This is a genomic window from Candidatus Thiodiazotropha sp. AKAK2 (genome assembly GCF_058244685.1).
Map to the genome: position 1 here is coordinate 31,140 of NZ_JBSYOP010000023.1, position 24,509 is coordinate 55,648.

The following is a 24,509-nucleotide window of genomic DNA, read 5'->3' on the forward strand; positions in this document are numbered from 1 at the left end:
CTGTGCCGGTTGTCAAAAAGAGCGCGCTGGTAGCGCATTCAGCGCATGAGATGTTTCAATTGGTTTGTGCATTTGAAGCCTACCCCGAGTTTCTGCCCTGGTGCAGTGACAGTCGCCTGATCTCCCGTACGCCTGAAGAGATCTGCGGTGAACTGGAAGTGTCACGGGTTGGGATCAGGCAGCGGTTTTCCACCTGCAACAAGTTGGTAACAGACGAGAGAATGGATATCCAGCTGCGGGATGGACCGTTTCAGAAGTTACAAGGCAGCTGGCATTTCATCCCATTGAAGGAGGATGCTTGTAAAGTTGAGTTGGTGCTTGAGTTTGAGTTTGCCGGTCGCTTGATCGATGCGGCGTTCGGGCGGGTGTTCAGTCAGATCGCGAATACCCTGGTCGATGCATTTTGTAAACGGGCGGATGTAGTATACAGGAAGGCCAGTGGATGAAATTTGAAGTAGCTTATGGGACGTTGGATGGGCAGGTTCTGTTGATCGTGGAGTCCAGGGAGCCGCTCACGGTAGAGCAGGCCATCGAGCAGTCTGACATTCTGCAGCGTTTTCCGGAGATTGATCTGAAAGTCAATAAAACGGGCATCTTTGGCAAAGCGGCCAAATTGGACGCCATGCTCAATGAGGGCGACCGGGTGGAGATCTACCGGCCGCTGATTGCCGATCCCAAAGAGGCCAGAAAAAAGCGTGCCGCAGAAGGCAAGCCGATGAAAAAGGGCGGTTGAGTGCTTGGAGTTACTCCGGCTCTCCCAGGCCCAATGAGTACCAAAGCCTTTCCAGAATACCGAAATCTCCATCGTAGTCGGGTACGCTGGCTACCAGTTCGCGTTTCTCCTGTTTGGTTTCCACATTTTCTGCCGCTTTGATATCTCCCTGGTAGTGGCTCAGAAGATCATTCTCAAAAAAGACACGAAATCGCTTAATTTCAACAGCTTGGTTGCGACGTTTGATCGATAGCAGATAGTCCCAGCGGGTACCGTGAAAGACATCGATCAACATCGGCGAGCCCAGGGCAAAACGGACCTGTCTCTGGGTCATACCGGGCTGCAGCAGAGCAACCATTTCCGGAGTGATGATATTACCCTGCTCAATATCAGGTGAATGGACCAATGAGAGCTCTTCCCATGAGGAACAGGCATTGAGAAGGGGAATGATTAACAAAATGAGGATGAGTTTCTTTTTCATTACAAGTACAATTCATTAGCTGCCATCATAATAGCGCATTCCAAATCCAAGAAACACTCGTTGGAGATATATCTGGATGGATAACCAGGATATTCGAAAAGCCGGACTCAAAGTTACCCTGCCCAGGGTGAAGATACTTGAGTTATTGGAGAGTAGTGCCCAGCGTCATGTCAGTGCTGAAGATGTCTATAAGATGCTGCTGGAAAAGGGCGAAGAGATTGGCCTGGCAACCGTCTATCGTGTGCTCACCCAGTTTGAGTCTGCAGGTCTGGTGACACGGCACAATTTCGAGGGTGGACATGCGGTATTCGAGCTTGAACGTGGCAACCACCATGATCATCTTGTCTGCGTGGTTTGTGGCAAGGTGGAGGAGTTTGTCGACAGCACGATCGAAAACCGGCAAAAGGAGATCGCCAAAGAACATGGTTTTGAGATTGTGGATCACTCACTGATTATCTATGGTCACTGCGGCAATCCGAAGTGCACTGTGAACTGACGCTATCGTGTCTACAGACCCTAACTCACCCAAACAGCCCTAAGCATCAGCAGCCAATGTCACCATCTCCTCTGCATGGGCGAGCGTCTGTTCGGTGATTTTAATGCCGCCCAGCATACGGGCAATCTCCTGAATCCGCTGTTCATCATCCAGCCTGGCGATATCGGTGCTGGTGCTCTTCTGTTGAGTGGTCTTCTGGACTTGGAAATGGTGCATTGCCTGGGCCGCAACCTGGGGCAGGTGGGTAACACACAAAATCTGTCGGCTTGAGGAGAGCTTACGCAGCATCTGACCGACAATTTCGGCAACACCGCCGCCGATCCCCACATCAACCTCATCGAAAACCAGAGTCGGTGTGGTGCCGCACTCGATGGTTGCCACCTGGATGGCCAGACTGATGCGGGAAAGTTCACCGCCAGAAGCCACTCTGCTGAGCAGATCGAGGGGCAGGCCAGGGTTGGCCGAGACCTGAAAATCGACCTGCTCCAGGCCATTTGCACCGGCATCTTCTGCATCAAGGGGTGTGAGTAGAACATTGAACTTGCCACCAGGCATGCCCAGGGTCTGCATTGCTTCAGTGATTACCCGTCCCAACTGTTTGGCTGAAGTACGGCGCTTTTTGGAGAGTTGTTCGCCCAGTTTCAAATAGGCGGTACGCCTCGCCTCAACCTGGTTGGTAAGTTCCGACAGGGTCTCATCCGCCCCTTCAAGTGTGTCGATTTCTGACTGGATTTGTTGCAGTTTTTCAGGCAACTGCCGGGGTTTTACCCGATATTTCCTGGAGGCGTCATGCAATAGGCCAAGACGCTCTTCCAGCTGCTGCAGGCCACTGGGATCGAGTGCAATGTCGGTCAGGTAGTTGCGCAGAAAGGCCAGCGCTTCATCGACTTGGATCAGCGCACTGTCGATCATCTCTCTGGGATCCTTCAGGCTGCTGTCCAGATGTTCCATCTCGCTGACCAGCTCAAGTGAACGGGAGAGCTGGCTGCGCAGGGAGTGCTGCTCCCCATCCAATCCGGAGAGAATCTCGTTGCAGCTGGTTCTGATCTGCTCCAGGTGGCTGAGACGTGAATGCTCCTTCTCGATTGAGGCGAGCTCTTCTACTGAAACATCAAGTGCGGCAAGCTCCTCAGCCTGATAACGGAGCAGGTCCAGCCGTGATGCCCGCTCTTCTGTTTCGGCTGTGAGGAGTTGCAGGCGCTTCAGGTCCTTCTGGTAGCTTTTATACTGCTGTGCAAGTTGATGGCTGAGTTGTGTATGGCCGGCATAGGCATCCAGTAGCCGCCTCTGGTGATTGGCCTTGAGCAGGGACTGGTGTGCGTGTTGCCCGTGTATCTCCACCAACAGATCCCCCAGGTCCTGGAGTTGTTGCATGGGGACGCTGCGACCATTGATGTAGCAGCGGGAGCGACCCTCCCGGTTGAGGCTGCGCCGCAGGATGCATTCATCCCCCTCGTCCAGATCCTGTTGGCGTAGCCAGTGGCCGGCCTCGGGGGTCTTGCTGATATCGAACTGTGCTGTAACCTCTGCCCGGTCTGCACCGGAACGAATCAGGCCGTTGTCGGCCCGTTCACCCAGTGCCAACCCAAGCGCGTCGATGAGGATTGATTTGCCCGCACCGGTTTCACCGGTCAAAGCCGTCAAACCTCCGAGCAGTTCCAGTGCCATACCGGAGACTACGGCAAGATTATGGATCTGCAGTTGGACTAGCATCGGTTCTTTTTAGGGTTTTCCGCCCACCCGAGCTTGGCCCTGAGTATGCTGTAGTAGTCGTATCCGGTGGGGTGGATCAGTCGGACCTGAGGTTCTGCCTTGCGAATCCGGATTACCTCTCCCGGCATGGCGGGAATGGTGGCCTGTCCATCACAGGTGATCTGAACATCCTCAGTATGATCGGGGTGGAGCCGGATCTCGATCAAACTGTCGCCATCCACCACAATCGGGCGATTACTCAGGGTATGGGGGCAGATCGGTACCAGCGCGATGGCATTCAACGAGGGGTGGAGCAGCGGGCCACCGCCAGAGAGTGCATAAGCGGTCGAACCGGTGGGTGTGGAGACGATCAATCCGTCGGATCGTTGGTCGTTGACCAGCTGCTCGTCCACATAGGTTTCGAACTCAATCATTCGGGCGATATTCCATTTGTGCAGCACCACATCATTGAATGCCAGGATGTTCTGGTTTTCCGATGATTCATCCCCCATGCTGACCTCGAGCAGAAAGCGGCACTCCTGTTCATATTTTCCGTTGAGGATCTCCGTTAGCTGCTGGGTCATCTCTTCTGGTGAGATATCCACCAGAAAACCCAATCGACCGAGATTTATACCCAATAAGGGAATATTCTGCTGGGAGAGTACCCGTGCCGCATGCAACAGGGTGCCGTCGCCGCCAACCACGATTACCAGGTCACTGTGTTTGGGCAGGTCGATCTCAGGGACGCTGGAGACCGGTTTGTTATTGAGCATCCGGCAGGTCTCCTCCTCAATGACTACCTCGTGCTGATGTTCAATCAGGTAGTCGTAGAGTCGCAGGAGAGTCTGTTTGACTATCGGGTCACCATGTTTTCCAATCAGTCCGATTTGCTGAAACCGCTTATGCATACCTGGTGCTAGGCTCGTGGCTAAGGTCTAAGATCTAATGCTTGAAAAAGCGCCATTCCTCAACGTTAGCATGGTGCCATGGGCAATCCAAGTCGGGAGTGGCTGGGAAGCGGAATGCTTGACTAGGTGAATCTGAATTGCTAGCTTTTGATACATTGGCACTCGACTGGAATGAGTGCTAATCATCACCCCGGAGACTCCCTTGTCAGAGAACAAATCGGTCAATGAAACCGCGGTCAGTGAGCGCGCGCAGCATTTCCTGAAAGCGCTGATTGAACGCTATATCAAAGAAGGACAGCCTGTGGGTTCCCGTACCCTGGCGAAAGACACCGGTTTGGATCTCAGTCCGGCCACGGTGCGGAATGTGCTGGCCGACCTGGAGGACCTGGGACTGGTCTCTTCCCCTCATACCTCGGCCGGCCGGGTGCCCACCATCACCGGTTACCGGATGTTCATCGATTCCCTGCTGACCGTGCAGGATCTGAAAAAGGCGGAAGTGGAGAAGATCCGCTCTGAACTGATCATGGGGGGCGAGGAGAGCAAAGTACTACTCGCATCGGCCTCCCGTCTACTCTCCGGGGTGACCCACATGGCGGGCGTGGTGACCCTGCCGAGGCGGGAGAAGACCACCTTCCGTCAGATCGAGTTTCTGCCCCTCTCCGAGCATCGGGTTCTGGGCATTCTGGTGACCGATGCAGGCGAGGTGCACAACCGGATTCTGCATACCCACCGGGATTTCGAGCGGATCGAGCTGGAACAGGCGGCCAATTTCCTCACCAACTCCTTTGCCGGGCGCGATATGGATCTGGTGCGCCAGCGTCTGCTGCAGGAGCTGAATGATGCCCGGGATCACTTCGATCAGATGATGACCCAGGCCCTCAGCATGGCGGGCGAGGTGGTCAATGCCAGTGAGTCGGAAGAGGACTGCATGATCGCAGGACAGACCAATTTAATGGAATTTGCTGAACTTTCCGGGCTGGACCAGCTGCGCAAGCTATTCGATGCCTTTACTGAGAAACGTGAGATTCTGCATCTGCTGGATCAGTTTCAGAACGCCGACGGGGTACAGATCTTCATCGGTGAGGAGTCCGGCTATCAGCTGCTCAACGGCTGCTCCATCGTCACCGCCCCCTATCAGGTGAATGAAGAGATGGTCGGTATGTTGGGCGTGATCGGCCCAACCCGTATGAACTATGAGCGGGTCATACCGGTGGTCGACATCACCGCAAAAATTCTCAGTGCAGCCTTGAAAAAAAATTAATCGTCCCAATCTGACATAAGATTGCCCCGAAAAACGGGGCATTGTATTTGTCGTTCAAATTTAGTTGAGGTCAAACCAAGTGATAGATAAGGATCAACCACAAGATTCGGCAGAGAATGTGGAAGAACCACAGGCTCAGGTGGAAGAGCCAGTTGCCGAGAATGAGGTGATTGAGGAGGCGGCTGCATCTGATCAGGATCATCAGGAGCTGACCAAGTTGCTCGAAGATGCCCGCTCAAAGGCGGATGAGCACTGGGATCAGGTAATGCGGATGCGGGCTGAAATGGACAATCTGCGCAAACGCGGCCAGCGGGATCTGGAAAATGCCCATAAATTCGCCTTGGAGAAGATCTCACAAGATATGCTGCAGGTGTGGGACAGCCTGGAGCTTGGCTATCAGGCCTCCCTGGACGATAGTGCGGATATCGACAAGATCCGTGAAGGGACCGAGCTGACCCTGAAACTGCTGATGGATGTGATGAATCGCCACGGGATCGAACAGGTGGATCCTGAGGGTGAGGCCTTCAATCCTGAGTTCCATCAGGCGATGTCGATGCAGGAGCGTGATGATGTGGAACCCAACACCGTCGTGGCGGTTGTACAAAAGGGCTATCTGCTCAATGGACGGCTGCTGAGACCGGCGATGGTGATGGTCTCCAAGGCCTCATCAGGCGCCTCGATCGACGAGCAGGCTTGAAACCCACACAGATGACCCCACATTAGGGACAGTCATCAAGAAATATCACTTATTTATAAAGTTTTCGGAGAGTTAAACATCATGGGCAAGATCATCGGTATCGATCTGGGAACCACCAATTCCTGTGTTGCGGTCATGGAAGGGAGTGCTACCAAGGTCATTGAAAACAGTGAGGGCGATCGTACGACCCCATCGATTGTCGCCTATAGCAACGACGGTGAGATTCTGGTTGGCCAGTCGGCCAAACGCCAGGCCGTCACCAACCCTCAGAACACCCTGTTCGCCATCAAACGTCTGATCGGCCGCATGTTCAAAGACAAAGTGGTTCAGCGGGATGCCGACATGGTGCCATACAAAATCGTCCAGGCGGACAATGGTGATGCCTGGGTTGAAGTGAATGGCAAAAAGATGGCGCCGCCGGAGATCTCAGCGAAGATCCTGCAGAAGATGAAAAAGACGGCGGAAGACTATCTGGGTGAGACGGTCAGCGAGGCTGTGATCACGGTTCCGGCTTACTTCAACGACTCCCAGCGTCAGGCCACCAAGGATGCCGGACGCATCGCCGGTCTCGAGGTAAAGCGGATCATCAATGAACCGACCGCAGCCGCTTTGGCCTACGGTATGGACAAAAAGCGCGGTGATCAGACTCTGGCGGTATACGACCTGGGTGGTGGTACCTTCGATATCTCGATCATCGAAATCGCCGAGATCGATGGCGAGCACCAGTTTGAAGTGCTCTCAACCAACGGCGACACCTTCCTCGGTGGTGAAGACTTTGATCTGCGCATCATCGACCACCTGGTGGATGAGTTCAAAAAGGATCAGGGTTTCGACCTGCGTAATGATCCGTTGGCGCTGCAACGTCTGAAAGAGGGGGCCGAGAAGGCGAAAATCGAGCTCTCATCCAGTCAGCAGACCGACATCAATCTGCCCTATATCACCGCAGATGCCAGTGGTCCGAAACATCTGAATCTGAAACTGACCCGCTCCAAGCTGGAATCCCTGGTCGACGACCTGGTCAGTCGCACCATCGAGCCCTGTAAAGTGGCGCTGAAGGATGCGGGTGTGGATGCCTCCAAGATCGATGAGATCATCCTGGTGGGTGGTCAGAGCCGTATGCCCAAAGTACAGGAAGCGGTTAAAGCGTTCTTCGGTAAAGAGCCCCGTAAGGATGTCAATCCCGATGAGGCCGTGGCGATCGGTGCGGCAATTCAGGGCGGTGTCCTGGGTGGTGAGGTTAAAGATGTTCTGTTGCTGGATGTCACGCCACTCTCCCTGGGTATCGAGACCCTCGGCGGGGTGATGACCAAGCTGATCGAGAAGAACACCACGATCCCGACGACGGCTTCGCAGGTCTTCTCCACCGCGGATGACAGTCAGACGGCGGTGACAGTACATGTACTGCAGGGTGAGCGTGAACAGGCCGGGGCCAACAAATCCCTGGGTCGTTTCGACCTCAGCGACATCCCGCCGGCACCTCGCGGCGTACCTCAGATCGAGGTCAGCTTCGACATCGATGCCAACGGTATCCTGAATGTCTCCGCCAAAGACAAGGCCACCGGCAAGGAGCAGTCGATCGTGATCAAGGCCTCTTCCGGTCTGAGTGACGATGAGATCGATCGGATGGTCAACGATGCGGAAGCCCATGCCGATGAGGATCGCAAGTTCCATGAACTGGTCGCGGCGCGCAATCAGGCCGATTCCATGATCCACGCCACCAAGAAGTCGATGGAAGAGCTGGGTGAGGATAAGCTGGAAGCCGGTGAAAAAGAGGCCATTGAAAGTGCCATCAAGGATCTTGAGGCGGTGCTGAGCGGCGATGACAAAGAGGTCATCGAAGAGAAAACCAAGGCTTTGGCCGAGGCCTCAGGTAAAATGGCAGAACGCCTCTACGCTCAGAAGGGTGCTGAGGCCGGAGAAGGCTCAGCACCTGGTGCGGAAGCGGAGCCGGAAGGCGCGGCTGGAGCGGCGGATGACGATGTGGTCGATGCCGAGTTCGAAGAGGTCAAAGACAACAAGAATTAGTCTGTCTTTGTTGCCATTGAACCGTACATCGGCTCGTCCGGTGTACGGTTTTTGGCGTTATACCGAAGCGTAAAAAAAGGGTGGGATTGCGGTAAAACAACAGTTTGAAGTGATCTCTAATAACAGAACACAGATAGTTTGCAGATAGAACCAGCCATGGCGAAAAAAGATTATTACGAAGTATTGGGCGTTAACAAGAACGCCAGTGAGGCCGAAATCAAAAAGGCCTATCGCCGGTTGGCTATGAAACATCATCCGGATCGCAATACCGGTGATGCGGCAGCCACTGCCGAGAAGAGCTTCAAAGAGGCCAAAGAGGCCTATGAGATCCTGTCCGATGCACAGAAGCGAGCGGCCTATGACCAGTTTGGTCATGCGGGCGTCGATCAGACCATGGGCGGTGGATTCGGTGGTGGTGATGCCAACTTTTCCGATATCTTTGGTGATGTGTTCGGCGATATCTTCGGTGGTGCCCGTGGCGGTGGCGGTTCCCGAGTTCACCGTGGCGCCGATCTGCGCTACAACCTGCAGCTCTCCCTGGAAGATGCGGTTGCCGGAACCACCGTCAAGATTCGTGTGCCTACCCTGGTGAAGTGCGACACCTGTGGCGGCAGCGGTGCTAAGAAAGGCTCCAGCCCCAAGACCTGTGAAACTTGCGCCGGTCATGGCCAGGTCAGAATGCAGCAGGGATTCTTCTCGGTTCAACAGACCTGCCCACGCTGTCACGGCAAAGGCAGCGTAATCGACGATCCCTGTCCCAAGTGTCAGGGTCAAGGTCGGATTCAAGAGCATAAAACCCTCTCTGTGAAGGTACCGCCGGGTGTTGATTCCGGGGATCGGATTCGCCTGGCCGGAGAAGGCGAGGCGGGCGAGAGCGGTGGACCTCCAGGGGATCTCTATGTGCAGGTCGCCGTCAAACCTCACTCCATCTTCAGTCGCGAAGACAACCACCTGTTCTGCGAGGTGCCGATCAGTTTTGTGATTGCCGCCCTGGGTGGCGAGTTGGAAGTACCGACACTGGACGGCAAAGTGATGCTGAAAATACCTGCCGGTACCCAGACCGGGCGTCTGTTCCGCATGCGCGGTAAAGGGGTCAAGCCGGTACGTGGTGGTCCGGTTGGTGACCTGATGTGTCGGGTGCTGGTGGAAACACCGGTGAAACTGACCAATGAGCAGGAAGAGCTGCTACAGCGCTTTGATGAAACCATGAAACGCGGCGGGGCGAAACACAGTCCACACTCCACCAGCTGGGTGGATGGGGTGAAGAAGTTCTTTGAGAATATGGGTTTCTAAGACGTTTTTGCTCAATCACATTGGGCCCTGGTGTGCCCACTAGCGTGACAATCAAGCTCCTTAGGGGAAACAGATGACAAGAATTGCAGTGGTTGGCGCTGCCGGCCGGATGGGAAAAACACTGGTCCAGGCTGTGCATGAAACAGATGGTCTGACCCTGGGGGCGGCTACCGAAAGGGCTGAATCGGGCCTGGTTGGCCGGGATGCCGGTGAGCTGGCCGGACTCGGCAGCTTTGATCTGGCCCTGGTGGATGATCTTGCCCAGGTGGTGGATGACTTCGATGTGGTGATCGATTTCACCACGCCGGCCGCCACCCTGAAACATCTGCAGATCTGTATCGAGGCCGGTAAACAGATGGTAATCGGTACCACCGGTCTCTCGGATGGTGACAAAGCCGCTTTGGCAAAGGCCGGTGAAAAGATTGGCATCGTCTTCGCACCGAATATGAGTGTTGGGGTCAATCTCTGTTTCAAACTGCTGGAAGTGGCGGCCAAAGTGATGGGAGATGAGGCTGACATTGAGATCATCGAAGCCCACCACCGGCATAAAGTCGATGCCCCGTCCGGTACAGCACTGCGCATGGGTGAAGTGGTTGCAGAAACCCTGGGCCGGGATCTGAAGAGCTGTGCAGTCTATGGCCGGGAAGGCAATACCGGACCAAGGGATAGCAAAACCATCGGTTTCGAGACGATTCGTGCGGGGGATGTGGTTGGTGAACACAGCGTCTGGTTTGCCATGGAGGGAGAGCGTGTGGAGATCGCCCACAAAGCCTCAAGCCGGATGAATTTCGCCAGAGGTGCTGTACGGGCCTCGAAATGGATCGGCAGTAAATCGACTGGTTTGTTCGATATGCAGGATGTACTGAGTCTGCGTTAGCTTCCTGCTACGGTCGTTTGAATTAACGCAGCGGATTTCGTGCATTGTATTTGCATGATTCCCAATCAGACCATAAGTGTTAATGCGATTGGCCTGGTTGGTATCTGATACATAATGGTGTTCCGGTGCGGTGATTCCGTACCCAGTCTACCTGGGGTGATTGAAATGCAGAGAGCCTTCTCACTCTTTTTCATCCTGCTGCTGGCCCATGGAATCTTGGGATGCAGCGATGATCCTCTGTCTGCCGAAGAGCAACTGCGCGGCACCATCCGTGAAGCTGAATCCACTATTCAGGCCCGCGATCTGTCGGCAACCCTGGAATTTGTGGATGCGGATTACCGCGACAATTACGGCTTCGATCTACGCCAGTTGAGAGCTATGCTGGCCGGCTATTTTTTACGCCATAAATCGATCCATATTCTCACCACCATAGACAACATCGAGGTGCGCGAGGATGGTTATGCCCAGGTGCTTATCTATGCCGGTTTGGCGGGATCGCCTCAGGATCGTGAGAGATCGCTAAGCCAGTGGCGCGGGGATCTGCTGCGTCTTGAATTGACCTTTCTGCAGCAGGATGACGATTGGCTGGTGTCCGAAGCGGATTGGCGCCGGGCAACACCCCAGGACTTTATGCATTGAGTTTGGCCCGGAACCTGCTAGTTATCTGTCGACAGGAGACCACACTGACAGGTAATGCCATGGCTCAGATACCTTTTATGCCCCAAATGACAGGGGGCAACACAACTTCAACAAAAACCGGTGAAGCTGACTTAGGGCTGATCAGTCTCTCTGCAGAGAGCTTGTCTACCGGTATTCCGTTTGATCTGGCGCTACAGGAGCTGCTCGCCTCAGAGCATAGTGAAGAGGCTTTACAGCTGTTCAGCCTGCAGATTCCGATGGATACTGAAGCTCAGCCGATGTCGAATCCGATGCTGACGCAGGACGGCAAGCTGTTGCCGCTGACCCCCCAGTTGAACGGCCAGACTTTGCCGCAGCTCAGTGAGTTGTCGCAGCAGCCGTTGGCAGCGAAGAGTGGGGAGTTGACGCCGGCACTCACTTTGACTCTGCCGCAAAAGGTTCAGACGGAAGTAGCCCTGCCGAAACTGACCAGTCTGGTGACCACCGATAGGCCGGTTGAAATGATGTCTCTGATCAACACGGATATGGGGGGTGACAGAGCCCTATCCGAGGTGTCGCGACCAGCGGATTCGGGCAACCAGTTCTCGCTCAATGCGCTCAACCAGTCAGCCACGTCGGCGCTCGGTAATCGCGCCTCGATCGTATTGCCTCTGAATACCCCGGTCGGACAACCAGGCTGGGATCAGGCGGTCGGTGAGCGGATCCAGTGGATGGTGAATCAGAATATCCAGCAGGCTGAGATTAAATTGACACCTCCAAATCTGGGGCCTTTGGAGATCAAGATATCGCTGCAGAACGATCAAACCAATGTCACTTTTATTGCTGCTCAGGCGCCAACCCGTGAAGCTCTGGAATCATCCATTCCCCGCCTGCGGGAGATGTTTGGAGAAATCAATCTGAATCTGGCGAATGTGGATGTGGGGCATCAACAGGCTGGTGAGCCTGGTCGTGAAGGTGCTGCTGAAAGTCAGGGCCGTGGTGGTTCATCCGAGGCGGATTCATCACAAGGCTGGTCGGCAGACTCTGGGAGCGTTCGGATCCGTTCGGGAGATGGATTGTTGGATACCTATGCCTGACATCGGCTAGGCCTGTTTATACTCATCCAATCGGCCCTGTTGCAGGGCCGGGATTAGCCTTCAATCGATGCCAACACAGCATGGGTCTCAGCCTAAGACCCATGCACACTTCTGCCGAGCGGTTGTTAAGCCTCACCTTGTCCATTTCAAAATCTGCCGCACTCTGTGAACTGAGCAAATAGGGTGCAAGCCGTACCTTAGGCTTTATCAGGCCCTAACTTACTGGCAAGCAACAGATTCTTTATCCTTAAACAGTGAATTTTTGTAGCTCAATGGGAATGGGATTATTTTTTGAGTCCCTATACGGACAGTAAAAATATAAACTGTTGTCAAATATTTAAACCATTTGGATGAAATATCCTGCCCAGTAAGCGAAAATGCAGTGTGCGATAGACATGTGGAATGGCTGATGCGATTCATAAAACTCCTTTTTTTGATCTTGGTGATGATGTTCGGTGCTGTATTTGCGGTACTCAACTCTGATTCGGTGCCCGTGAACTACTACTTCGGCCGCCGGGATCTACCACTCTCCCTGGTATTGACTCTGGTGCTTGGCGTCGGTGTTCTGTTGGGTCTGTTTTCCGGCATGGGACGTATCGTCGGACTGAAAAGAGAGATCCAGACGCTGAAAAGGCGTAGCGACATGGTAAGCAAAGAGGTGAACAATCTCCGTGCACTGCCATTGAAAGAGTAACTTGTGTTCAACGTTATGCAGATCTGTTCAATCCCAGGCAAGCCGAAACGCCAGCTGTTGCTGACCGCCGGTCTTGCGTCACCCTTCAGCGAGGGTCGTGCCGATGTATGAGGCACTGCTGTTGTTGCTTCCTGTCGCGGCGGCCTCCGGTTGGTTCGCGGCAAGGCGGGGTGTGGCGGTAAAGAGCCAGAAACAGCCGCAAGAGATCTCTCCGGTCTATTTCAAGGGTCTCAACTACCTGTTGAACGAACAGCCCGATAAGGCAATCGATCTGTTCATCAAGCTGTTGGATGTGGACAGCGATACGGTGGAGACCCATTTGGCGCTGGGCAATCTGTTCAGGCGGCGTGGCGAGGTGGAGCGGGCGATTCGCATTCACCAGAATCTGATTGCCCGACCGAGTCTGAGTCGGGAGCAGCGGGCTCAGGCACTGCTCGAACTGGGGCAGGACTATATGCGGGCCGGGCTGTTCGATCGAGCGGAAAATCTGTTTATCGAATTGACAGAGCTAAAGCTGCATAACGAACAGGCCAACATCTATCTGCTGGAAATCTACCAGCAGGAGAAGGATTGGAAACGCTGTCTGGAGGTGGCGGACCGGATTACGGTCTCCCACTATCCAGCGCTGCACAACTCAATTGCCCACTTCTATTGTGAACTGGCGGAACAGCAGTTGCGTCAGCAGAACACGGCGGCCGCAGAGAGTTTTCTGAAGCGCGCCCAGCAGATGAAGCGCAGTAATGTCCGGGTATTGATCCTGCAGGCTGAAATCGAATATACCCGGGGTGATTGCCGTTCAGTGATACGACTGTTACGCCAGGTCGAAGGGAGTGATCCTGCCTATCTGTCAGAGACCCTGCCGCGTACCATCGAGTGTTATCGCAAGCTCGGCCAGCATCAGGAGCTCTATGAATACTTGGAGCAACTCTATCAGCGCCACCACTGCACCGAAGCCATGTTGATCCTGGCGGATATGATAGCCGATAGCCAGGGTGAAGGGGCCGCCGTTGAGGCGATACTCAAACACCTCTCCGATACGCCGGATCTGAAAGGTCTGGAACGTCTGGTCCGATTGAATCTGCAACGTAGTGAAGAGAGCCCCAGGGAGACCCTGGAAGTACTCTTGAGTTCCGTTACAAAACTACTCGATAAGGAACCGGCCTATCAATGCGAACATTGTGGTTTCACAGCCAAGAAAATCCATTGGCACTGCCCGAGTTGTAAAACCTGGGGGGCAATCAAGCCGATCCAGGGTCTTGGCAGAAACATCAAGGGTTAATCACAGGCCCTGAAATTCCTCACCATCAACACCAATCCTGATAAGGAGCAAGCAATATGAATGGGACCGACTCTAAGGTCATTGTCGCTTTAGATTTTCCGCAACAGCAACAGGCCTTGGATCTGGTTGAACGCCTCGATCCGTCACTCTGTCGATTGAAGGTAGGGAAAGAGATGTTCACCCGCCTGGGTCCGCAATTTGTTGAGCAGTTGAGCCGTCGGGGGTACGACATATTTTTGGATCTGAAATTTCACGACATACCCAATACCGTCGCGGCGGCCTGTGATGCTGCCGCTGATTTGGGGGTATGGATGATGAATCTGCACGCCTCCGGTGGGCGGCGAATGATGGTGGCGGCTAGGGAGCGCCTGGAGCAACGCAGTGAGCGCCCATTGCTGGTCGCAGTCACTATTCTTACCAGCCTGGGTGTTGAGGATATTGCCGAGGTTGGTTATCAAGGTGAACCGGCTGAGAATGTCTTGAGGCTGGCAAAACTGACCAATGAGTCGGGACTGGACGGGGTGGTCTGCTCACCAAGAGAGGCGAGTGACATACGCCAACAACTGGGCCAGGACTTTCTGCTTGTGACTCCGGGAGTCAGGCCCAGTAGCGCCACCAAGGACGATCAGCGCAGAGTGATGACTCCTGCTGACGCAATTGGCGCCGGGTCGAGTTATCTGGTGGTAGGCAGGCCGATCACGGCTGCTGATGATCCGATTCAGGCACTGCAGGCAATTAACGCTGAGGTGTCGGAGTCTCTGAGGTGAGTGCCCATTCGGCATTTTTTGTCGATAGCCAAATAGTTCATTGACAGTCCAAACCTGTCCCCATAGGCTTGTGGCTTTAGTGCGTGCTAACAGGCCCTGGCAGGTCAAGTTACTGCGATATAGGTTGTATGTAAGGAGATATGATGGTTAAGAAGATTCGCAAGGCGGTATTTCCGGTTGCCGGTATGGGAACACGCTTTCTTCCGGCAACGAAAGCTAATCCCAAGGAGATGCTGCCTGTTGTGGACAAACCGTTGATACAATATGCTGCAGAGGAGGCAGAGGAAGCCGGAGTCAGCTCTCTGGTGTTTGTGACCGGCCGTAACAAACGCTCGATTCCGGATCATTTCGATAAGGCTTATGAACTGGAGAGCGAGCTCAAGGAGGCGGGTAAAACCGCGTTACTTGAAAAGGTGCAGAATGTTCTGCCAGAGGATGTCAGCTGCATCTATCTGCGTCAGTCTGAAGCCTTGGGGCTGGGTCATGCCGTACTGTGTGCCGAACCGGTGGTTGCCGATGAGCCGTTTGCGGTTATCCTGGCGGATGATCTTATTCGTGGAGATGAGGGCGTCGGTGCACTGGAACAGATGGCACAGATCTATGAGCGCTATCAGTGCAGTGTGATACTGGTCGAAGAAGTACCTCATGAGGAGACCGGTAAATACGGTATCGTTGAGGTTGAGGAGGATGATGGGGAAACGGCCACCATTACCTCAATCGTGGAAAAACCCAAACCGGAAGATGCCCCCTCCAATCTGGGTGTGGTGGGCCGCTATATTCTGACTCCCAGAATCTTCTCCCTGATCAAGGAGACCGGCCGTGGCGCCGGTGGCGAGATCCAGCTGACCGATGCGATTGCCGAGCTGCTCAAATATGAAAAAGTCAGGGCCTATCGTGTCAAGGGTAAACGTTACGATTGTGGTAGCAAGCTCGGTTATCTGGAGGCTACCGTCGAATTGGGCCTGGCCCATCAGGAGCTGGGGGACAGCTTTAAGGATTATCTCAAGGAAATGGCTGAAAAGCTCTAGAGAAAACGGAATACCCAAACGAGATACGGCCGCATTAATGCGGCCGTATTGGATTGGTACTCCCTAGGGGACTCGAACCCCTGTTACCGGCGTGAGAGGCCAGCGTCCTAACCACTAGACGAAGGGAGCAGCTTCTTGCGAAAGCCGGTATTATACTGACTTGGTTGCCAGGCTCAATGACCTGGCGAAAATTCTTTGGTGATTTAACTCTTGAAACAAGCTGCCAATTGGCTCAAAAAAAAGTTTACCAGATTGGTAAATGGTCAGATCCAGACAACTGGACTGGACAGTGGCGATGCTGTGTCTGCCATACAGATACCGAGAAACGAACACAATATTTCCCGCGCCAACATCAGTAACAACGCCATCAAGGTGCTTAGCCGACTGAATAAATCGGGCTATGAGGCCTACCTGGTGGGTGGTGGTGTGCGTGATCTGCTGCTCGGCCGTGAACCGAAAGATTTTGATGTGGCCACCAATGCTCGGCCGGAAGAGGTCAAGCAAGTCTTCAACAACTGTCGCCTGATCGGCCGGCGTTTCCGCCTGGCCCATGTCCATTTTGGCCGTGAAATCATCGAGGTAGCCACCTTTCGCAGTAACCACAAGGCCACTGAAGCAGGGGGTCGCCAGGTGGAAAACGGCATGATTCTCAGGGATAACGTCTACGGCACCCTGGAAGAGGATGCTCAGCGGCGGGATTTCACCATCAATGCCCTCTACTACAATATCGATGATTTTTCGGTGGTCGATTTCGCCAACGGCATGGCGGATCTGCAGCAGGGCGTGATACGGCTGCTGGGCGATGTGGAGAGTCGCTTCCGGGAGGATCCGGTACGCCTGCTGCGGGCGATCCGGTTTGCCGCAAAACTCGGGTTTGTGATTGAGCCTGTCACTGAAGCGCCAATTGCCAGGCTTGCCACGCTGCTGGAGGATGTTCCATCAGCACGGCTCTATGAAGAGGTGTTGAAGCTGTTTCTTGGTGGGGCGGCGTTGGAGAGTTTTGAAAAGCTGCGCCACTATGAGCTGTTCGGACAGCTGTTTCCCGCCACCGAAGAGGCGCTCTCCCATGAGGATCACGAATTCCCCATCACGTTTGTCAATCGGGGCATGGCGAATACCGATGATCGTCTGAGCCAGGGGAAGTCAGTGACACCGGCTTTCCTGTTTGCGGTTCTATTGTGGGAGCCGGTCAGATTGCGCGCTGAGACGCTTGAAGCGGAGGGTGTGCAACCCCTTGAGGCACTGCAGAATGCGGCGGCTGATGTATTGCGCGAGCAGTCCAGGCATGTTTCGATACCAAAACGTTTCAGTTACCCGATGCGTGACATCTGGCAACTGCAGGCACGTTTTACCCAGCGACAGGGCAAGCGTCCACAACGTCTGGCGAGCCATCCCAAATTCAGGGCCGCCTACGATTTTCTGTTGTTACGCGCTGAGTCGGGTGAGGTCGATCAGGAGTTGGCCGATTGGTGGACGGTCTATCAGCATGCCAATGGCGAGGAGAAGGTGTCGATGACCGAGCAGGCAAGGCGCGGTCGGGGCAGACGTCGCAGAAGGCGCCGTAAAAAGACCCAAACCGTTGATGAATGATTCAGCGCCAGTCGCTGTCTACATTGGCCTGGGCAGTAATCTTCAAAATCCGAAATGGCAAGTGGAGAGCGCACTGGTAGAGCTTGCGCAGTTGCCTGAAACCAGGATGGTGAGCCACTCATCCCTCTATCGGAGTCGCCCGCTCGGGCCACAGGATCAAGCCGATTTCATTAATGCGGTTGCCCATCTCACCACGTCACTGGCAGCCGATTCCCTGCTCGACGCCTTACAGCAACTTGAACAGCAACACCATCGTTTGCGGGAGCGTCGATGGGGGCCCCGTAGCCTCGATCTGGATCTGCTGCTGTATGGTAATCAGACAATCGATACGCCACGCTTGACGGTCCCTCACCCAGAGATCGCCAAGCGGAGTTTTGTACTATTGCCGCTGAATGAAATTGCCCCTGCTGATCTGAGGATTCCCGGTCTGGGCTCACTGCAGACATTGGTCACTGGCATAGAGAGGCGTGATATTGAACGACTTGCCTGAGATGCCCCGGTTTCTGGTTGTGGAGGGGCCGATCGGTGTGGGTAAGACCAGCCTTGTGCGGCGTCTGGCCAACCACTTCCAGAGTGAGATGTTGCTGGAAGGCGCGGAGGAGAATCCGTTTTTACAGCGCTTTTATGAGAATCCCAGAGAGGCGGCACTACCGGCCCAGCTGTTTTTTCTGTTTCAGCGCAGCAGACAGTGGAACGGGCTCGTCCAGGATGATCTGTTTCGTCAACAGCTGATTGCCGATTTTATGCTTGAGAAGGATCGTCTGTTTGCCCAGATCAACCTCGATAAGGATGAGTTGGCGCTCTATGAGCAGGTCTATCAACAGTTGACCCTGCAGGCACCTCCCCCCGATTTAGTGGTCTATCTACAAGCACCGGTGGATACACTTATGAAGCGGATTAAAAAGCGTGCCCGTCCACAGGAGAAGACTATCGAGGCGGACTACCTGAAAAAACTCTGTGATGCCTATACCGACTTTTTTTACTATTATGATCGATCGCCTCTACTGATCATCAATGCGGCGGAGATCAATCCATTGGAACGGCAGCGGGATTTTGATCTGTTGATTGAGCATATCAGCAGCGAAGGCCCTGACCGGCGTTATCTCAATCCGACCCTGTCACTCTGAATGAGTCGAGTCATATGAGCAGAAAGAACATTACAATCAGAAGCCTGGTGGAAATGAAAGCGGCGGGTGAGAAAATCTCCGTGTTGACCAGCTATGATGCCAGTTTCACCCAGCTGATCGAGTCGGCAGGTGTCGATGTGATCCTGGTGGGGGACTCCCTGGGTATGGTGATTCAGGGGCAGGAGAGCACACTGCCGGTAACCCTCGATGAGATGATCTACCACACCCGCAATGTGGCCCGTGCCAGAAGCCATGCCCTGCTGGTCGCCGACATGCCTTTCATGAGTTACCGCTCCCCTGAACTGGCACTGGAATCGGCCGGCCGGTTGATGAAGGAGGGGGGCGCGCAGATGGTGAAACTGGAGGGTGGTGCGATTCATTTGCAGACCATTCGTCAGCTGTCCGGGCAAGGCATCCCGGTATGCGGTCATCTGGGTTTGCTGCCCCAGTCGGTTCATAAGCTGGGTGGCTACCGGGTACAGGGTCGAGGTGAGCGGGATGCAGAACAGATCCTGGAGGACGCGGTTGCCCTCGAAGAGGCGGGAATCGATCTGCTGGTTCTGGAGTGTGTTCCGGATCAACTGGCGACCAGGATCAGTCGGAAATTAACCACTCCGGTGATTGGCATTGGGGCGGGAGTGGATTGTGATGGACAGGTGTTGGTGCTCTACGACATGTTGGGAATCAATCCTCATCCACCCAGGTTCGTGGAGAATTTTCTCCACTCCGGCAGAACCATAGAAGAGGCGATCAAGGCCTATTCCACGGCCGTCAAGCAAGGTGATTTCCCCACCAAGGAGCACAGTTTTTCATGAGTGGTTCACTGCTGACCTACGACCAGGTCGCCCCCTTGCGCCAGATGGTTCATAGCTGGCGATCACATGGCGAGAAGATCGGTTTTGTACCCACCATGGGCAATCTTCATACGGGGCATCTGGCCCTGGTGACTGAAGCAAAAAGGCGTGCCCAGAGAGTGGTGGTCAGTATTTTCGTCAACCCCCTGCAGTTTGGCGCCGGAGAGGATTTCGAGGATTATCCCCGTACCCTGGAAGCGGATAAGCAGCAGTTGCTCGAGGCGGGCGTCGATCTGCTGTTTGCACCGACACCGGAGGTCGTCTACCCGGCAGGGCAGGCACAGCAGACCCGTGTCGAAGTGCCGGAAATCTCCGATGTGCTGTGCGGCGCCAGTCGTCCTGGCCATTTTGTGGGTGTCGCCACCGTGGTGTGCAAACTCTTCAATATGGTACAACCGGATCTTGCCGTGTTCGGAGAGAAGGATTTCCAGCAGTTGATGGTGATTCGGCGGATGGTGGCGGATCTCTCCGTTCCGGTCGATATCCTCGGTCTGAAAACGGTACGTGAGGAGGATGGCCTGGCAAAGAGTTCCCGTAATGGCTATCTCAACGAGGAGCAGCGGCAGATAGCACCACAGCTTTTCCGCATAATGCAGCAGACAGCCCAGGCCCTGGCCGGGGGGGAGCGGGATTTTGCCCGTGTCGAGGCCGAGGCCCAGGAGAAGCTCCGCTCTGCCGGGTTCCAGCCAGATTACTACGTGATTCGTAATGCGGATGATCTGGCTCTACCCGCTGAAGCTGACCCACGGCTGGTGATACTCGCCGCCGCTCACCTGGGAACAACCAGACTGATCGATAATCTGTTGGTTGATTAGCATCGAATTGGGTCAAATTCGAACGGATTGTTTTAACTTTCTGGAAATTATAATAAAATCGTAATCATAATCGTTTTGATTATTACTTGGTCAGCTTGCGGTAAGTAGTTGAAGGGGAAATGTTTATTGTCTCCAAAGCCGCTGAGAGGAGGATTTTTCAGGGCTGGTATCACCCATAAGGGAATAAAATGCTGCATAGCAGCATTTATTATTGATAGCTGAGTCATAATCACGGATAATTACCGGCCAATTACAGTCTAAACTGAGGATTTATACCCGGTTTGGGTTGGTTAGATTTTAAAAATTTCACCACAAAGGTCATGAATCCATGCAGCTGACAGTACTCAAGTGCAAGCTACACAGGGCATGTGTCACCCACTCAGAATTGGACTACGAAGGCTCATGTGCCATTGATGCCGAGCTGATGCAGCTGGCCGGTATCCATGAGTATGAACAGATCCAAATCTATAACGTGACAAACGGTGAAAGATTCACCACCTACGCCATTCTGGCCGAGGCGGGTTCCCGGGTGATTTCCGTCAATGGTGCTGCGGCACATAAAGCCAATCCGGGCGATCGTGTGATTATTTGTGCCTATGCCGGTCTGGATGCGGATGAGATGAAAGGATTCAAACCAAGCCTGGTCTATCTGAACGAAGAGAACCAGGTGCTTCGTACCGGCGATGCCATCCCGATTCAGGCAGCCTGAGCGGAATCCCCTAATCCAGCCACCCAATATTAATCTGACGCCTTAATAGGCCATGTCCAGGGCTCCAAGAACGCCCTTGATCATACCGTCACTATTCAGAGGCCAGGGTCGTCGATCGCTGTCTGGTAGAGTTCGAGGTAGTGCTGCGCACTGGCCTCCCAGCTCAAATCCTGCTGCATGCCGGTCATGGCAAGAATATCCCAGTCACTGCCGGAGCGCCGGTAGAAATTGATGGCGTGTTCGATCGCGCCCCACAGGCTGTTGCCATCGGCGTTATCAAAGACAAACCCCGTAGCGGTACCGTTGGTCAGTGTGTGTGGTGTGACGTCGACGACGCTGTCCGCCAACCCACCCGTACGCCGGACAATCGGCACAGTGCCGTATCTCAGGCTGTACATCTGGTTCAAACCACAGGGTTCGAATCTGGACGGCATGAGAAAACAGTCGCTGCCGGCTTCAATGCGGTGGGAGAGTCCCTCATCATAGCCGATGGTGATGCCCACCCGGCTATGGTATCGGTTACTGATCTTTTCCAGTGCACTTTGCAGGCTATGGTCTCCGGATCCCAGCATCACCAGTTGAGCCCCTGAGTCCATGATACCCGGTAGAACCTGCAGGATCAGGTCGACACCCTTCTGATCCACCAGCCGACCGACATATCCGAGCAAAGGAATGTACTCATCCTCAGGCAGTCCGAACTCCCGTTGCAACGCCAGTTTGTTATTGCGCTTTGCCGGGAAATTGTCGATCGAGTAGGGGGTGTCGATGTGGGGATCGTTGAGTGGATCCCACTGGTGATAGTCGATGCCGTTGAGGATGCCGCTGAAATGGTTGGCGCGGTGTTGCAGCAAGCCCTCCAGACCATAACCGAACTCAGCGGTTTTGATCTCTTCCGCATAGGTGGGGCTGACCGTATTGACCCGGTCGGAGAGGGCAATCCCGCCTTTGATGAATGAGAGTTGGTCATGGAACTCCAGGGCGTGATGGGTCCAGAGCGATTTATCGAGCCCTAATCGAAGAAAGGTCGCCCAGTCAAACAGGCCCTGATAGGCCAGGTTGTGTATGGTGAACAGGGTGGCCGGGCGTTTCTCCTCGGGCTGCAGCAGGGGGGCGATCAAGCCGGTCTGCCAATCATTGGCATGAACAACTTCCGGCTGCCAGTCGAGACCGGCCCCGTCCAGCGCTACCGAGACGGCAGCCTGACAAAAGAGCATGAAACGGTCAGCATTGTCGGGCCAGTTATAGCCCTCCGGTGTGAGATAGGGATTGCCGGGACGATCGAACCATCTGGGTGCATCGACCACATACATCGGTACCTGATGGGGGCCACATTCCCCCTGGAGCAGCGTGGCTTTACTGCCATCGAGTTGCAGCTCCGCAACCTTTTGTAGATTGTCCGCTTTGGCGAGTACCTGGGGATAGCCTGGAACGATCAGGCGGCAGTCCATGCCAATATGGTTCAGCGCAGCAGGCAGACTGCCGGCTACGTCCGCCAAGCCACCAGTCTTGATAAGAGGCGCCACTTCGCTGCTGGCATAGAGGATCTTCATCGTCAGTTGCTATTCCACTCTGTTTTCGATTAAAAAGAGCAATGTAAGCATCTTTTTAATTCTCAGCGCAACCATTAATCTGTTTTAGATAGATTCCGCACCTCCGGACCGGGGCGTTTGGGCTAGTGCAGTCAGCTCGGATAGAATAGTCAAAGTGTCGATCAGATAGGGTGCATTCGTTGCGCCCTCCTTGCACTGATGCGGGTATCTTCTTACTATCTCGCAGAATCCGTGCCTCATATCTGAAGGCCAACCAAAAGATAAGAAAAGAGCGATCATGACAGAGATACATCAGACGGATGAGTGGCGCGCACTAGAGTCGCATTGGCAGGATATGGAATCGGTCCAGATGCGCGAACTGTTTCAACAGGGGCCTGAACGCTCCGAGCAGCTGTCGATCAGGCAGTGCGGCATACTGCTCGACTATTCGAAGAATCGCATCACCAGCCAGACCATGAAGCTGTTACTGGCGTTGGCCAACAGTATCGACCTGGACGGCTGGCGTCGCCGGATGTTTTCCGGAGAGCGCATCAATATCACGGAAGACAGGGCGGTACTGCATGTCGCACTGAGGAATCGCAGTAATCAACCGATCTGGTTCGATGCCGAGGATGTAATGCCCGGCGTCAACGCCATCCTGGAGAAGATGGCTTCATTCACTGAGCAGGTACGCTCCGGAGATTGGAAAGGCTACAGCGGCAAGTCCATTACCGATGTGGTCAATATCGGTATTGGCGGCTCCAATCTCGGGCCATTGATGGTCTGTGAGGCGTTGAAGCCCTATCAGCGGGATGATCTGCGTCTCCATTTCGTATCTAATGTGGATGCCAGCCATATTCACGATACCCTCAGTGGGCTGAATCCGGAGACCACCCTGTTTGTGGTGGCATCCAAGACCTTCACCACTCAAGAGACCCTGACCAATGCGGCCACGGCCAGAGCATGGCTATTGGATAGTCTCAAGGATCAGGTGGCTGTAGCCCGCCACTTCGTTGCGGTCTCCACCAACGCCGAAAAGGTCGCTGAGTTCGGTATCGATACTCAGAACATGTTCGAATTCTGGGATTGGGTGGGTGGACGCTACTCCCTTTGGTCTGCGATTGGACTGCCGATCGCCATCGCCATTGGTATGCCACGCTTCTATGAGCTGTTGGAGGGTGCCCATGAGATGGACCAGCACTTTCTGCATGCGGATCTGTCTCAGAACATGCCGGTCATCATGGCCCTGCTGGGTATCTGGTATGTCAACTTTGCCGGCTTTCACAGTCATGCCATACTCCCCTACGATCAGTTCATGAGGTATCTGCCGGACTATCTCCAGCAGGCGGACATGGAGAGCAATGGTAAACGGGTGACCCGTTTTGGCAGACCGGTGGAGTACGCAACCGGGCCGGTTATCTGGGGGGCTGCCGGCACCGATGGTCAGCATGCCTTCTATCAGCTGATTCATCAGGGCACCCAGATCATCCCTTGCGATTTTATCATTCCGGTGAACAGTCAGAATGAATCCACCGACCATCATCAGAAACTGTTTGCCAACTGCCTGGCTCAAACAGAGGCCCTGATGAGAGGTAAGAACCGTACCGAGGCACGTGAGGAGATGGAGCAGGCGGGTATGTCGCCGGAGCAGATTGTCGATCTGCTGCCGCACAAGATTTTCCCAGGCAATCGCCCCAGCAACACCCTGCTGATCGACAAGATCACCCCATCTCGTTTGGGTTCGTTGATCGCCCTGTATGAGCACAAGATTTTTGTGCAGGGCATGATCTGGCAGGTCAACTCATTCGATCAATGGGGGGTCGAGCTGGGTAAACAGCTGGCGGGTGTCATCCTGCCGGAACTGCTGCAAGAGCAGGCCGAGCTGAAACATGACAGCTCAACCAATGGATTGATCAACTATTTCCACCGGCATCGGTTGCCGACCCGGTGACCAAACAGG

At 54.3% G+C, this 24,509-nt stretch carries 25 protein-coding genes and 1 tRNA gene; 21 read left to right on the top strand and 5 right to left on the bottom strand.

The features are described 5' to 3' along the window. Positions 1 to 2 precede the first annotated feature (2 nt). Positions 3 to 446 (top strand): type II toxin-antitoxin system RatA family toxin, encoded by a 444-nt coding sequence (locus tag AC4IE8_RS10570; protein ID WP_068995707.1) that lies wholly within the window; start codon positions 3 to 5, stop codon positions 444 to 446. Then, on the top strand, positions 443 to 733 hold the full coding sequence (locus tag AC4IE8_RS10575; protein WP_068995708.1) for an RnfH family protein: 291 nt from the start codon (positions 443 to 445) through the stop codon (positions 731 to 733). The genes AC4IE8_RS10570 and AC4IE8_RS10575 overlap by 4 nt, the downstream gene beginning before the upstream one ends. A gap of 10 nt (positions 734 to 743) precedes the next feature. Here AC4IE8_RS10575 and AC4IE8_RS10580 read toward each other — a convergent pair whose 3' ends face one another. Further along, positions 744 to 1,193, bottom strand: a complete 450-nt coding sequence (locus tag AC4IE8_RS10580; protein WP_068995709.1) for an outer membrane protein assembly factor BamE — start codon at positions 1,191 to 1,193, stop codon at positions 744 to 746. Positions 1,194 to 1,269: 76 nt separating this feature from the next. On the opposite strand from AC4IE8_RS10580, the gene fur reads away from it, so the two are divergent. Then, positions 1,270 to 1,689: a ferric iron uptake transcriptional regulator gene (fur, locus tag AC4IE8_RS10585; RefSeq protein WP_068995710.1), complete on the top strand. Its 420-nt coding sequence runs from the start codon at positions 1,270 to 1,272 to the stop codon at positions 1,687 to 1,689. A 39-nt stretch (positions 1,690 to 1,728) separates the two neighbouring features. Here the strand turns inward: fur and recN are convergent, their stop codons facing one another. Further along, a complete protein-coding gene (recN, locus tag AC4IE8_RS10590) occupies positions 1,729 to 3,402 on the bottom strand; it encodes a DNA repair protein RecN (RefSeq protein ID WP_068995711.1) in 1,674 nt (557 codons plus the stop codon). Beyond that, positions 3,396 to 4,289, bottom strand: coding sequence for an NAD(+) kinase (locus AC4IE8_RS10595; RefSeq protein WP_068995712.1), 894 nt, complete (start codon positions 4,287 to 4,289; stop codon positions 3,396 to 3,398). The genes recN and AC4IE8_RS10595 overlap by 7 nt, the downstream gene beginning before the upstream one ends. Before the next feature lie 202 nt (positions 4,290 to 4,491). Here AC4IE8_RS10595 and hrcA point away from each other — a divergent pair, with 202 nt between their 5' ends. The 11 genes from hrcA to galU all read left to right on the top strand — a co-directional run bounded on the left by hrcA (position 4,492) and on the right by galU (position 15,925). Next, positions 4,492 to 5,550, top strand: coding sequence for a heat-inducible transcriptional repressor HrcA (hrcA, locus tag AC4IE8_RS10600; protein WP_068995713.1), 1,059 nt, complete (start codon positions 4,492 to 4,494; stop codon positions 5,548 to 5,550). A gap of 79 nt (positions 5,551 to 5,629) precedes the next feature. After that, the gene (gene grpE / locus AC4IE8_RS10605) at positions 5,630 to 6,247 is read left to right on the top strand and encodes a nucleotide exchange factor GrpE (protein ID WP_068995714.1); all 618 of its coding nucleotides are present in this window, start codon (positions 5,630 to 5,632) and stop codon (positions 6,245 to 6,247) included. 81 nt (positions 6,248 to 6,328) lie between these two features. Then, a complete protein-coding gene (gene dnaK, locus AC4IE8_RS10610) occupies positions 6,329 to 8,272 on the top strand; it encodes a molecular chaperone DnaK (protein ID WP_068995715.1) in 1,944 nt (647 codons plus the stop codon). Positions 8,273 to 8,428: 156 nt separating this feature from the next. Continuing rightward, entirely contained in the window at positions 8,429 to 9,565 is a 1,137-nt protein-coding gene (dnaJ, locus tag AC4IE8_RS10615) for a molecular chaperone DnaJ (RefSeq protein ID WP_068995716.1), read from the top strand. Positions 9,566 to 9,638: 73 nt separating this feature from the next. Continuing rightward, the gene (dapB, locus tag AC4IE8_RS10620) at positions 9,639 to 10,442 is read left to right on the top strand and encodes a 4-hydroxy-tetrahydrodipicolinate reductase (protein WP_068995717.1); all 804 of its coding nucleotides are present in this window, start codon (positions 9,639 to 9,641) and stop codon (positions 10,440 to 10,442) included. Positions 10,443 to 10,607: 165 nt separating this feature from the next. Next, positions 10,608 to 11,081 carry a hypothetical protein gene (locus tag AC4IE8_RS10625; protein ID WP_490790976.1) on the top strand — a complete coding sequence of 158 codons (474 nt, stop codon included), beginning with the start codon at positions 10,608 to 10,610 and terminating at the stop codon, positions 11,079 to 11,081. Between the two features lie 77 nt (positions 11,082 to 11,158). Next, the gene (locus AC4IE8_RS10630) at positions 11,159 to 12,157 is read left to right on the top strand and encodes a flagellar hook-length control protein FliK (RefSeq protein WP_490790977.1); all 999 of its coding nucleotides are present in this window, start codon (positions 11,159 to 11,161) and stop codon (positions 12,155 to 12,157) included. Positions 12,158 to 12,566: 409 nt separating this feature from the next. Next, positions 12,567 to 12,851, top strand: a complete 285-nt coding sequence (locus AC4IE8_RS10635) for a lipopolysaccharide assembly protein LapA domain-containing protein (RefSeq protein WP_068995765.1) — start codon at positions 12,567 to 12,569, stop codon at positions 12,849 to 12,851. Between the two features lie 103 nt (positions 12,852 to 12,954). Then, positions 12,955 to 14,130: a lipopolysaccharide assembly protein LapB gene (gene lapB / locus AC4IE8_RS10640; protein WP_068995720.1), complete on the top strand. Its 1,176-nt coding sequence runs from the start codon at positions 12,955 to 12,957 to the stop codon at positions 14,128 to 14,130. 56 nt (positions 14,131 to 14,186) lie between these two features. Next, complete coding sequence (gene pyrF / locus AC4IE8_RS10645) at positions 14,187 to 14,897, top strand: orotidine-5'-phosphate decarboxylase (RefSeq protein WP_068995721.1); 711 nt, start codon at positions 14,187 to 14,189, stop codon at positions 14,895 to 14,897. A gap of 143 nt (positions 14,898 to 15,040) precedes the next feature. After that, positions 15,041 to 15,925 carry a UTP--glucose-1-phosphate uridylyltransferase GalU gene (gene galU / locus AC4IE8_RS10650; protein WP_068995766.1) on the top strand — a complete coding sequence of 295 codons (885 nt, stop codon included), beginning with the start codon at positions 15,041 to 15,043 and terminating at the stop codon, positions 15,923 to 15,925. A gap of 54 nt (positions 15,926 to 15,979) precedes the next feature. Here the strand turns inward: galU and AC4IE8_RS10655 are convergent. Continuing rightward, positions 15,980 to 16,054: transfer RNA gene (locus AC4IE8_RS10655), tRNA-Glu, on the bottom strand. Between the two features lie 171 nt (positions 16,055 to 16,225). Here AC4IE8_RS10655 and pcnB point away from each other — a divergent pair. From pcnB to panD, 6 genes are all read left to right on the top strand, one after another. Beyond that, entirely contained in the window at positions 16,226 to 17,515 is a 1,290-nt protein-coding gene (gene pcnB, locus AC4IE8_RS10660; RefSeq protein ID WP_490790978.1) for a polynucleotide adenylyltransferase PcnB, read from the top strand. After that, positions 17,508 to 18,005, top strand: a complete 498-nt coding sequence (gene folK, locus AC4IE8_RS10665; protein ID WP_068995722.1) for a 2-amino-4-hydroxy-6-hydroxymethyldihydropteridine diphosphokinase — start codon at positions 17,508 to 17,510, stop codon at positions 18,003 to 18,005. Before pcnB ends, folK begins: the two co-directional genes overlap by 8 nt. Continuing rightward, positions 17,989 to 18,642 carry a deoxynucleoside kinase gene (locus AC4IE8_RS10670; RefSeq protein ID WP_490790979.1) on the top strand — a complete coding sequence of 218 codons (654 nt, stop codon included), beginning with the start codon at positions 17,989 to 17,991 and terminating at the stop codon, positions 18,640 to 18,642. Before folK ends, AC4IE8_RS10670 begins: the two co-directional genes overlap by 17 nt. A 14-nt stretch (positions 18,643 to 18,656) precedes the next feature. After that, positions 18,657 to 19,457, top strand: coding sequence for a 3-methyl-2-oxobutanoate hydroxymethyltransferase (gene panB / locus AC4IE8_RS10675; protein WP_068995724.1), 801 nt, complete (start codon positions 18,657 to 18,659; stop codon positions 19,455 to 19,457). Next, positions 19,454 to 20,311, top strand: a complete 858-nt coding sequence (gene panC, locus AC4IE8_RS10680; RefSeq protein ID WP_071938109.1) for a pantoate--beta-alanine ligase — start codon at positions 19,454 to 19,456, stop codon at positions 20,309 to 20,311. Before panB ends, panC begins: the two co-directional genes overlap by 4 nt. Positions 20,312 to 20,639: 328 nt before the next feature. After that, positions 20,640 to 21,020, top strand: coding sequence for an aspartate 1-decarboxylase (gene panD, locus AC4IE8_RS10685; protein ID WP_068995725.1), 381 nt, complete (start codon positions 20,640 to 20,642; stop codon positions 21,018 to 21,020). Between the two features lie 95 nt (positions 21,021 to 21,115). Here the strand turns inward: panD and glgA are convergent, their stop codons facing one another. Next, positions 21,116 to 22,570 (bottom strand): glycogen synthase GlgA, encoded by a 1,455-nt coding sequence (gene glgA / locus AC4IE8_RS10690; RefSeq protein WP_068995726.1) that lies wholly within the window; start codon positions 22,568 to 22,570, stop codon positions 21,116 to 21,118. A 277-nt stretch (positions 22,571 to 22,847) separates the two neighbouring features. Between glgA and pgi the strand changes: the two genes are divergently transcribed. Next, positions 22,848 to 24,500 carry a glucose-6-phosphate isomerase gene (pgi, locus tag AC4IE8_RS10695; RefSeq protein WP_490790980.1) on the top strand — a complete coding sequence of 551 codons (1,653 nt, stop codon included), beginning with the start codon at positions 22,848 to 22,850 and terminating at the stop codon, positions 24,498 to 24,500. Positions 24,501 to 24,509 lie beyond the last annotated feature (9 nt).

Bases quoted from the DNA above. Each gene is read 5' to 3' on its own strand.
- recN (WP_068995711.1), bottom strand. From the start codon at position 3,402: ATGCTAGTCCAACTGCAGATCCATAATCTTGCCGTAGTCTCCGGTATG.
- pyrF (WP_068995721.1), top strand. From the start codon at position 14,187: ATGAATGGGACCGACTCTAAGGTCATTGTCGCTTTAGATTTTCCGCAA.
- AC4IE8_RS10580 (WP_068995709.1), bottom strand. From the start codon at position 1,193: ATGAAAAAGAAACTCATCCTCATTTTGTTAATCATTCCCCTTCTCAAT.
- dnaJ (WP_068995716.1), top strand. From the start codon at position 8,429: ATGGCGAAAAAAGATTATTACGAAGTATTGGGCGTTAACAAGAACGCC.
- fur (WP_068995710.1), top strand. From the start codon at position 1,270: ATGGATAACCAGGATATTCGAAAAGCCGGACTCAAAGTTACCCTGCCC.
- glgA (WP_068995726.1), bottom strand. From the start codon at position 22,570: ATGAAGATCCTCTATGCCAGCAGCGAAGTGGCGCCTCTTATCAAGACT.
- AC4IE8_RS10635 (WP_068995765.1), top strand. From the start codon at position 12,567: ATGCGATTCATAAAACTCCTTTTTTTGATCTTGGTGATGATGTTCGGT.
- lapB (WP_068995720.1), top strand. From the start codon at position 12,955: ATGTATGAGGCACTGCTGTTGTTGCTTCCTGTCGCGGCGGCCTCCGGT.
- AC4IE8_RS10625 (WP_490790976.1), top strand. From the start codon at position 10,608: ATGCAGAGAGCCTTCTCACTCTTTTTCATCCTGCTGCTGGCCCATGGA.
- pgi (WP_490790980.1), top strand. From the start codon at position 22,848: ATGACAGAGATACATCAGACGGATGAGTGGCGCGCACTAGAGTCGCAT.
- folK (WP_068995722.1), top strand. From the start codon at position 17,508: ATGAATGATTCAGCGCCAGTCGCTGTCTACATTGGCCTGGGCAGTAAT.
- panC (WP_071938109.1), top strand. From the start codon at position 19,454: ATGAGTGGTTCACTGCTGACCTACGACCAGGTCGCCCCCTTGCGCCAG.
- galU (WP_068995766.1), top strand. From the start codon at position 15,041: ATGGTTAAGAAGATTCGCAAGGCGGTATTTCCGGTTGCCGGTATGGGA.
- panB (WP_068995724.1), top strand. From the start codon at position 18,657: ATGAGCAGAAAGAACATTACAATCAGAAGCCTGGTGGAAATGAAAGCG.
- dapB (WP_068995717.1), top strand. From the start codon at position 9,639: ATGACAAGAATTGCAGTGGTTGGCGCTGCCGGCCGGATGGGAAAAACA.
- AC4IE8_RS10595 (WP_068995712.1), bottom strand. From the start codon at position 4,289: ATGCATAAGCGGTTTCAGCAAATCGGACTGATTGGAAAACATGGTGAC.
- panD (WP_068995725.1), top strand. From the start codon at position 20,640: ATGCAGCTGACAGTACTCAAGTGCAAGCTACACAGGGCATGTGTCACC.
- dnaK (WP_068995715.1), top strand. From the start codon at position 6,329: ATGGGCAAGATCATCGGTATCGATCTGGGAACCACCAATTCCTGTGTT.
- AC4IE8_RS10630 (WP_490790977.1), top strand. From the start codon at position 11,159: ATGCCCCAAATGACAGGGGGCAACACAACTTCAACAAAAACCGGTGAA.
- AC4IE8_RS10575 (WP_068995708.1), top strand. From the start codon at position 443: ATGAAATTTGAAGTAGCTTATGGGACGTTGGATGGGCAGGTTCTGTTG.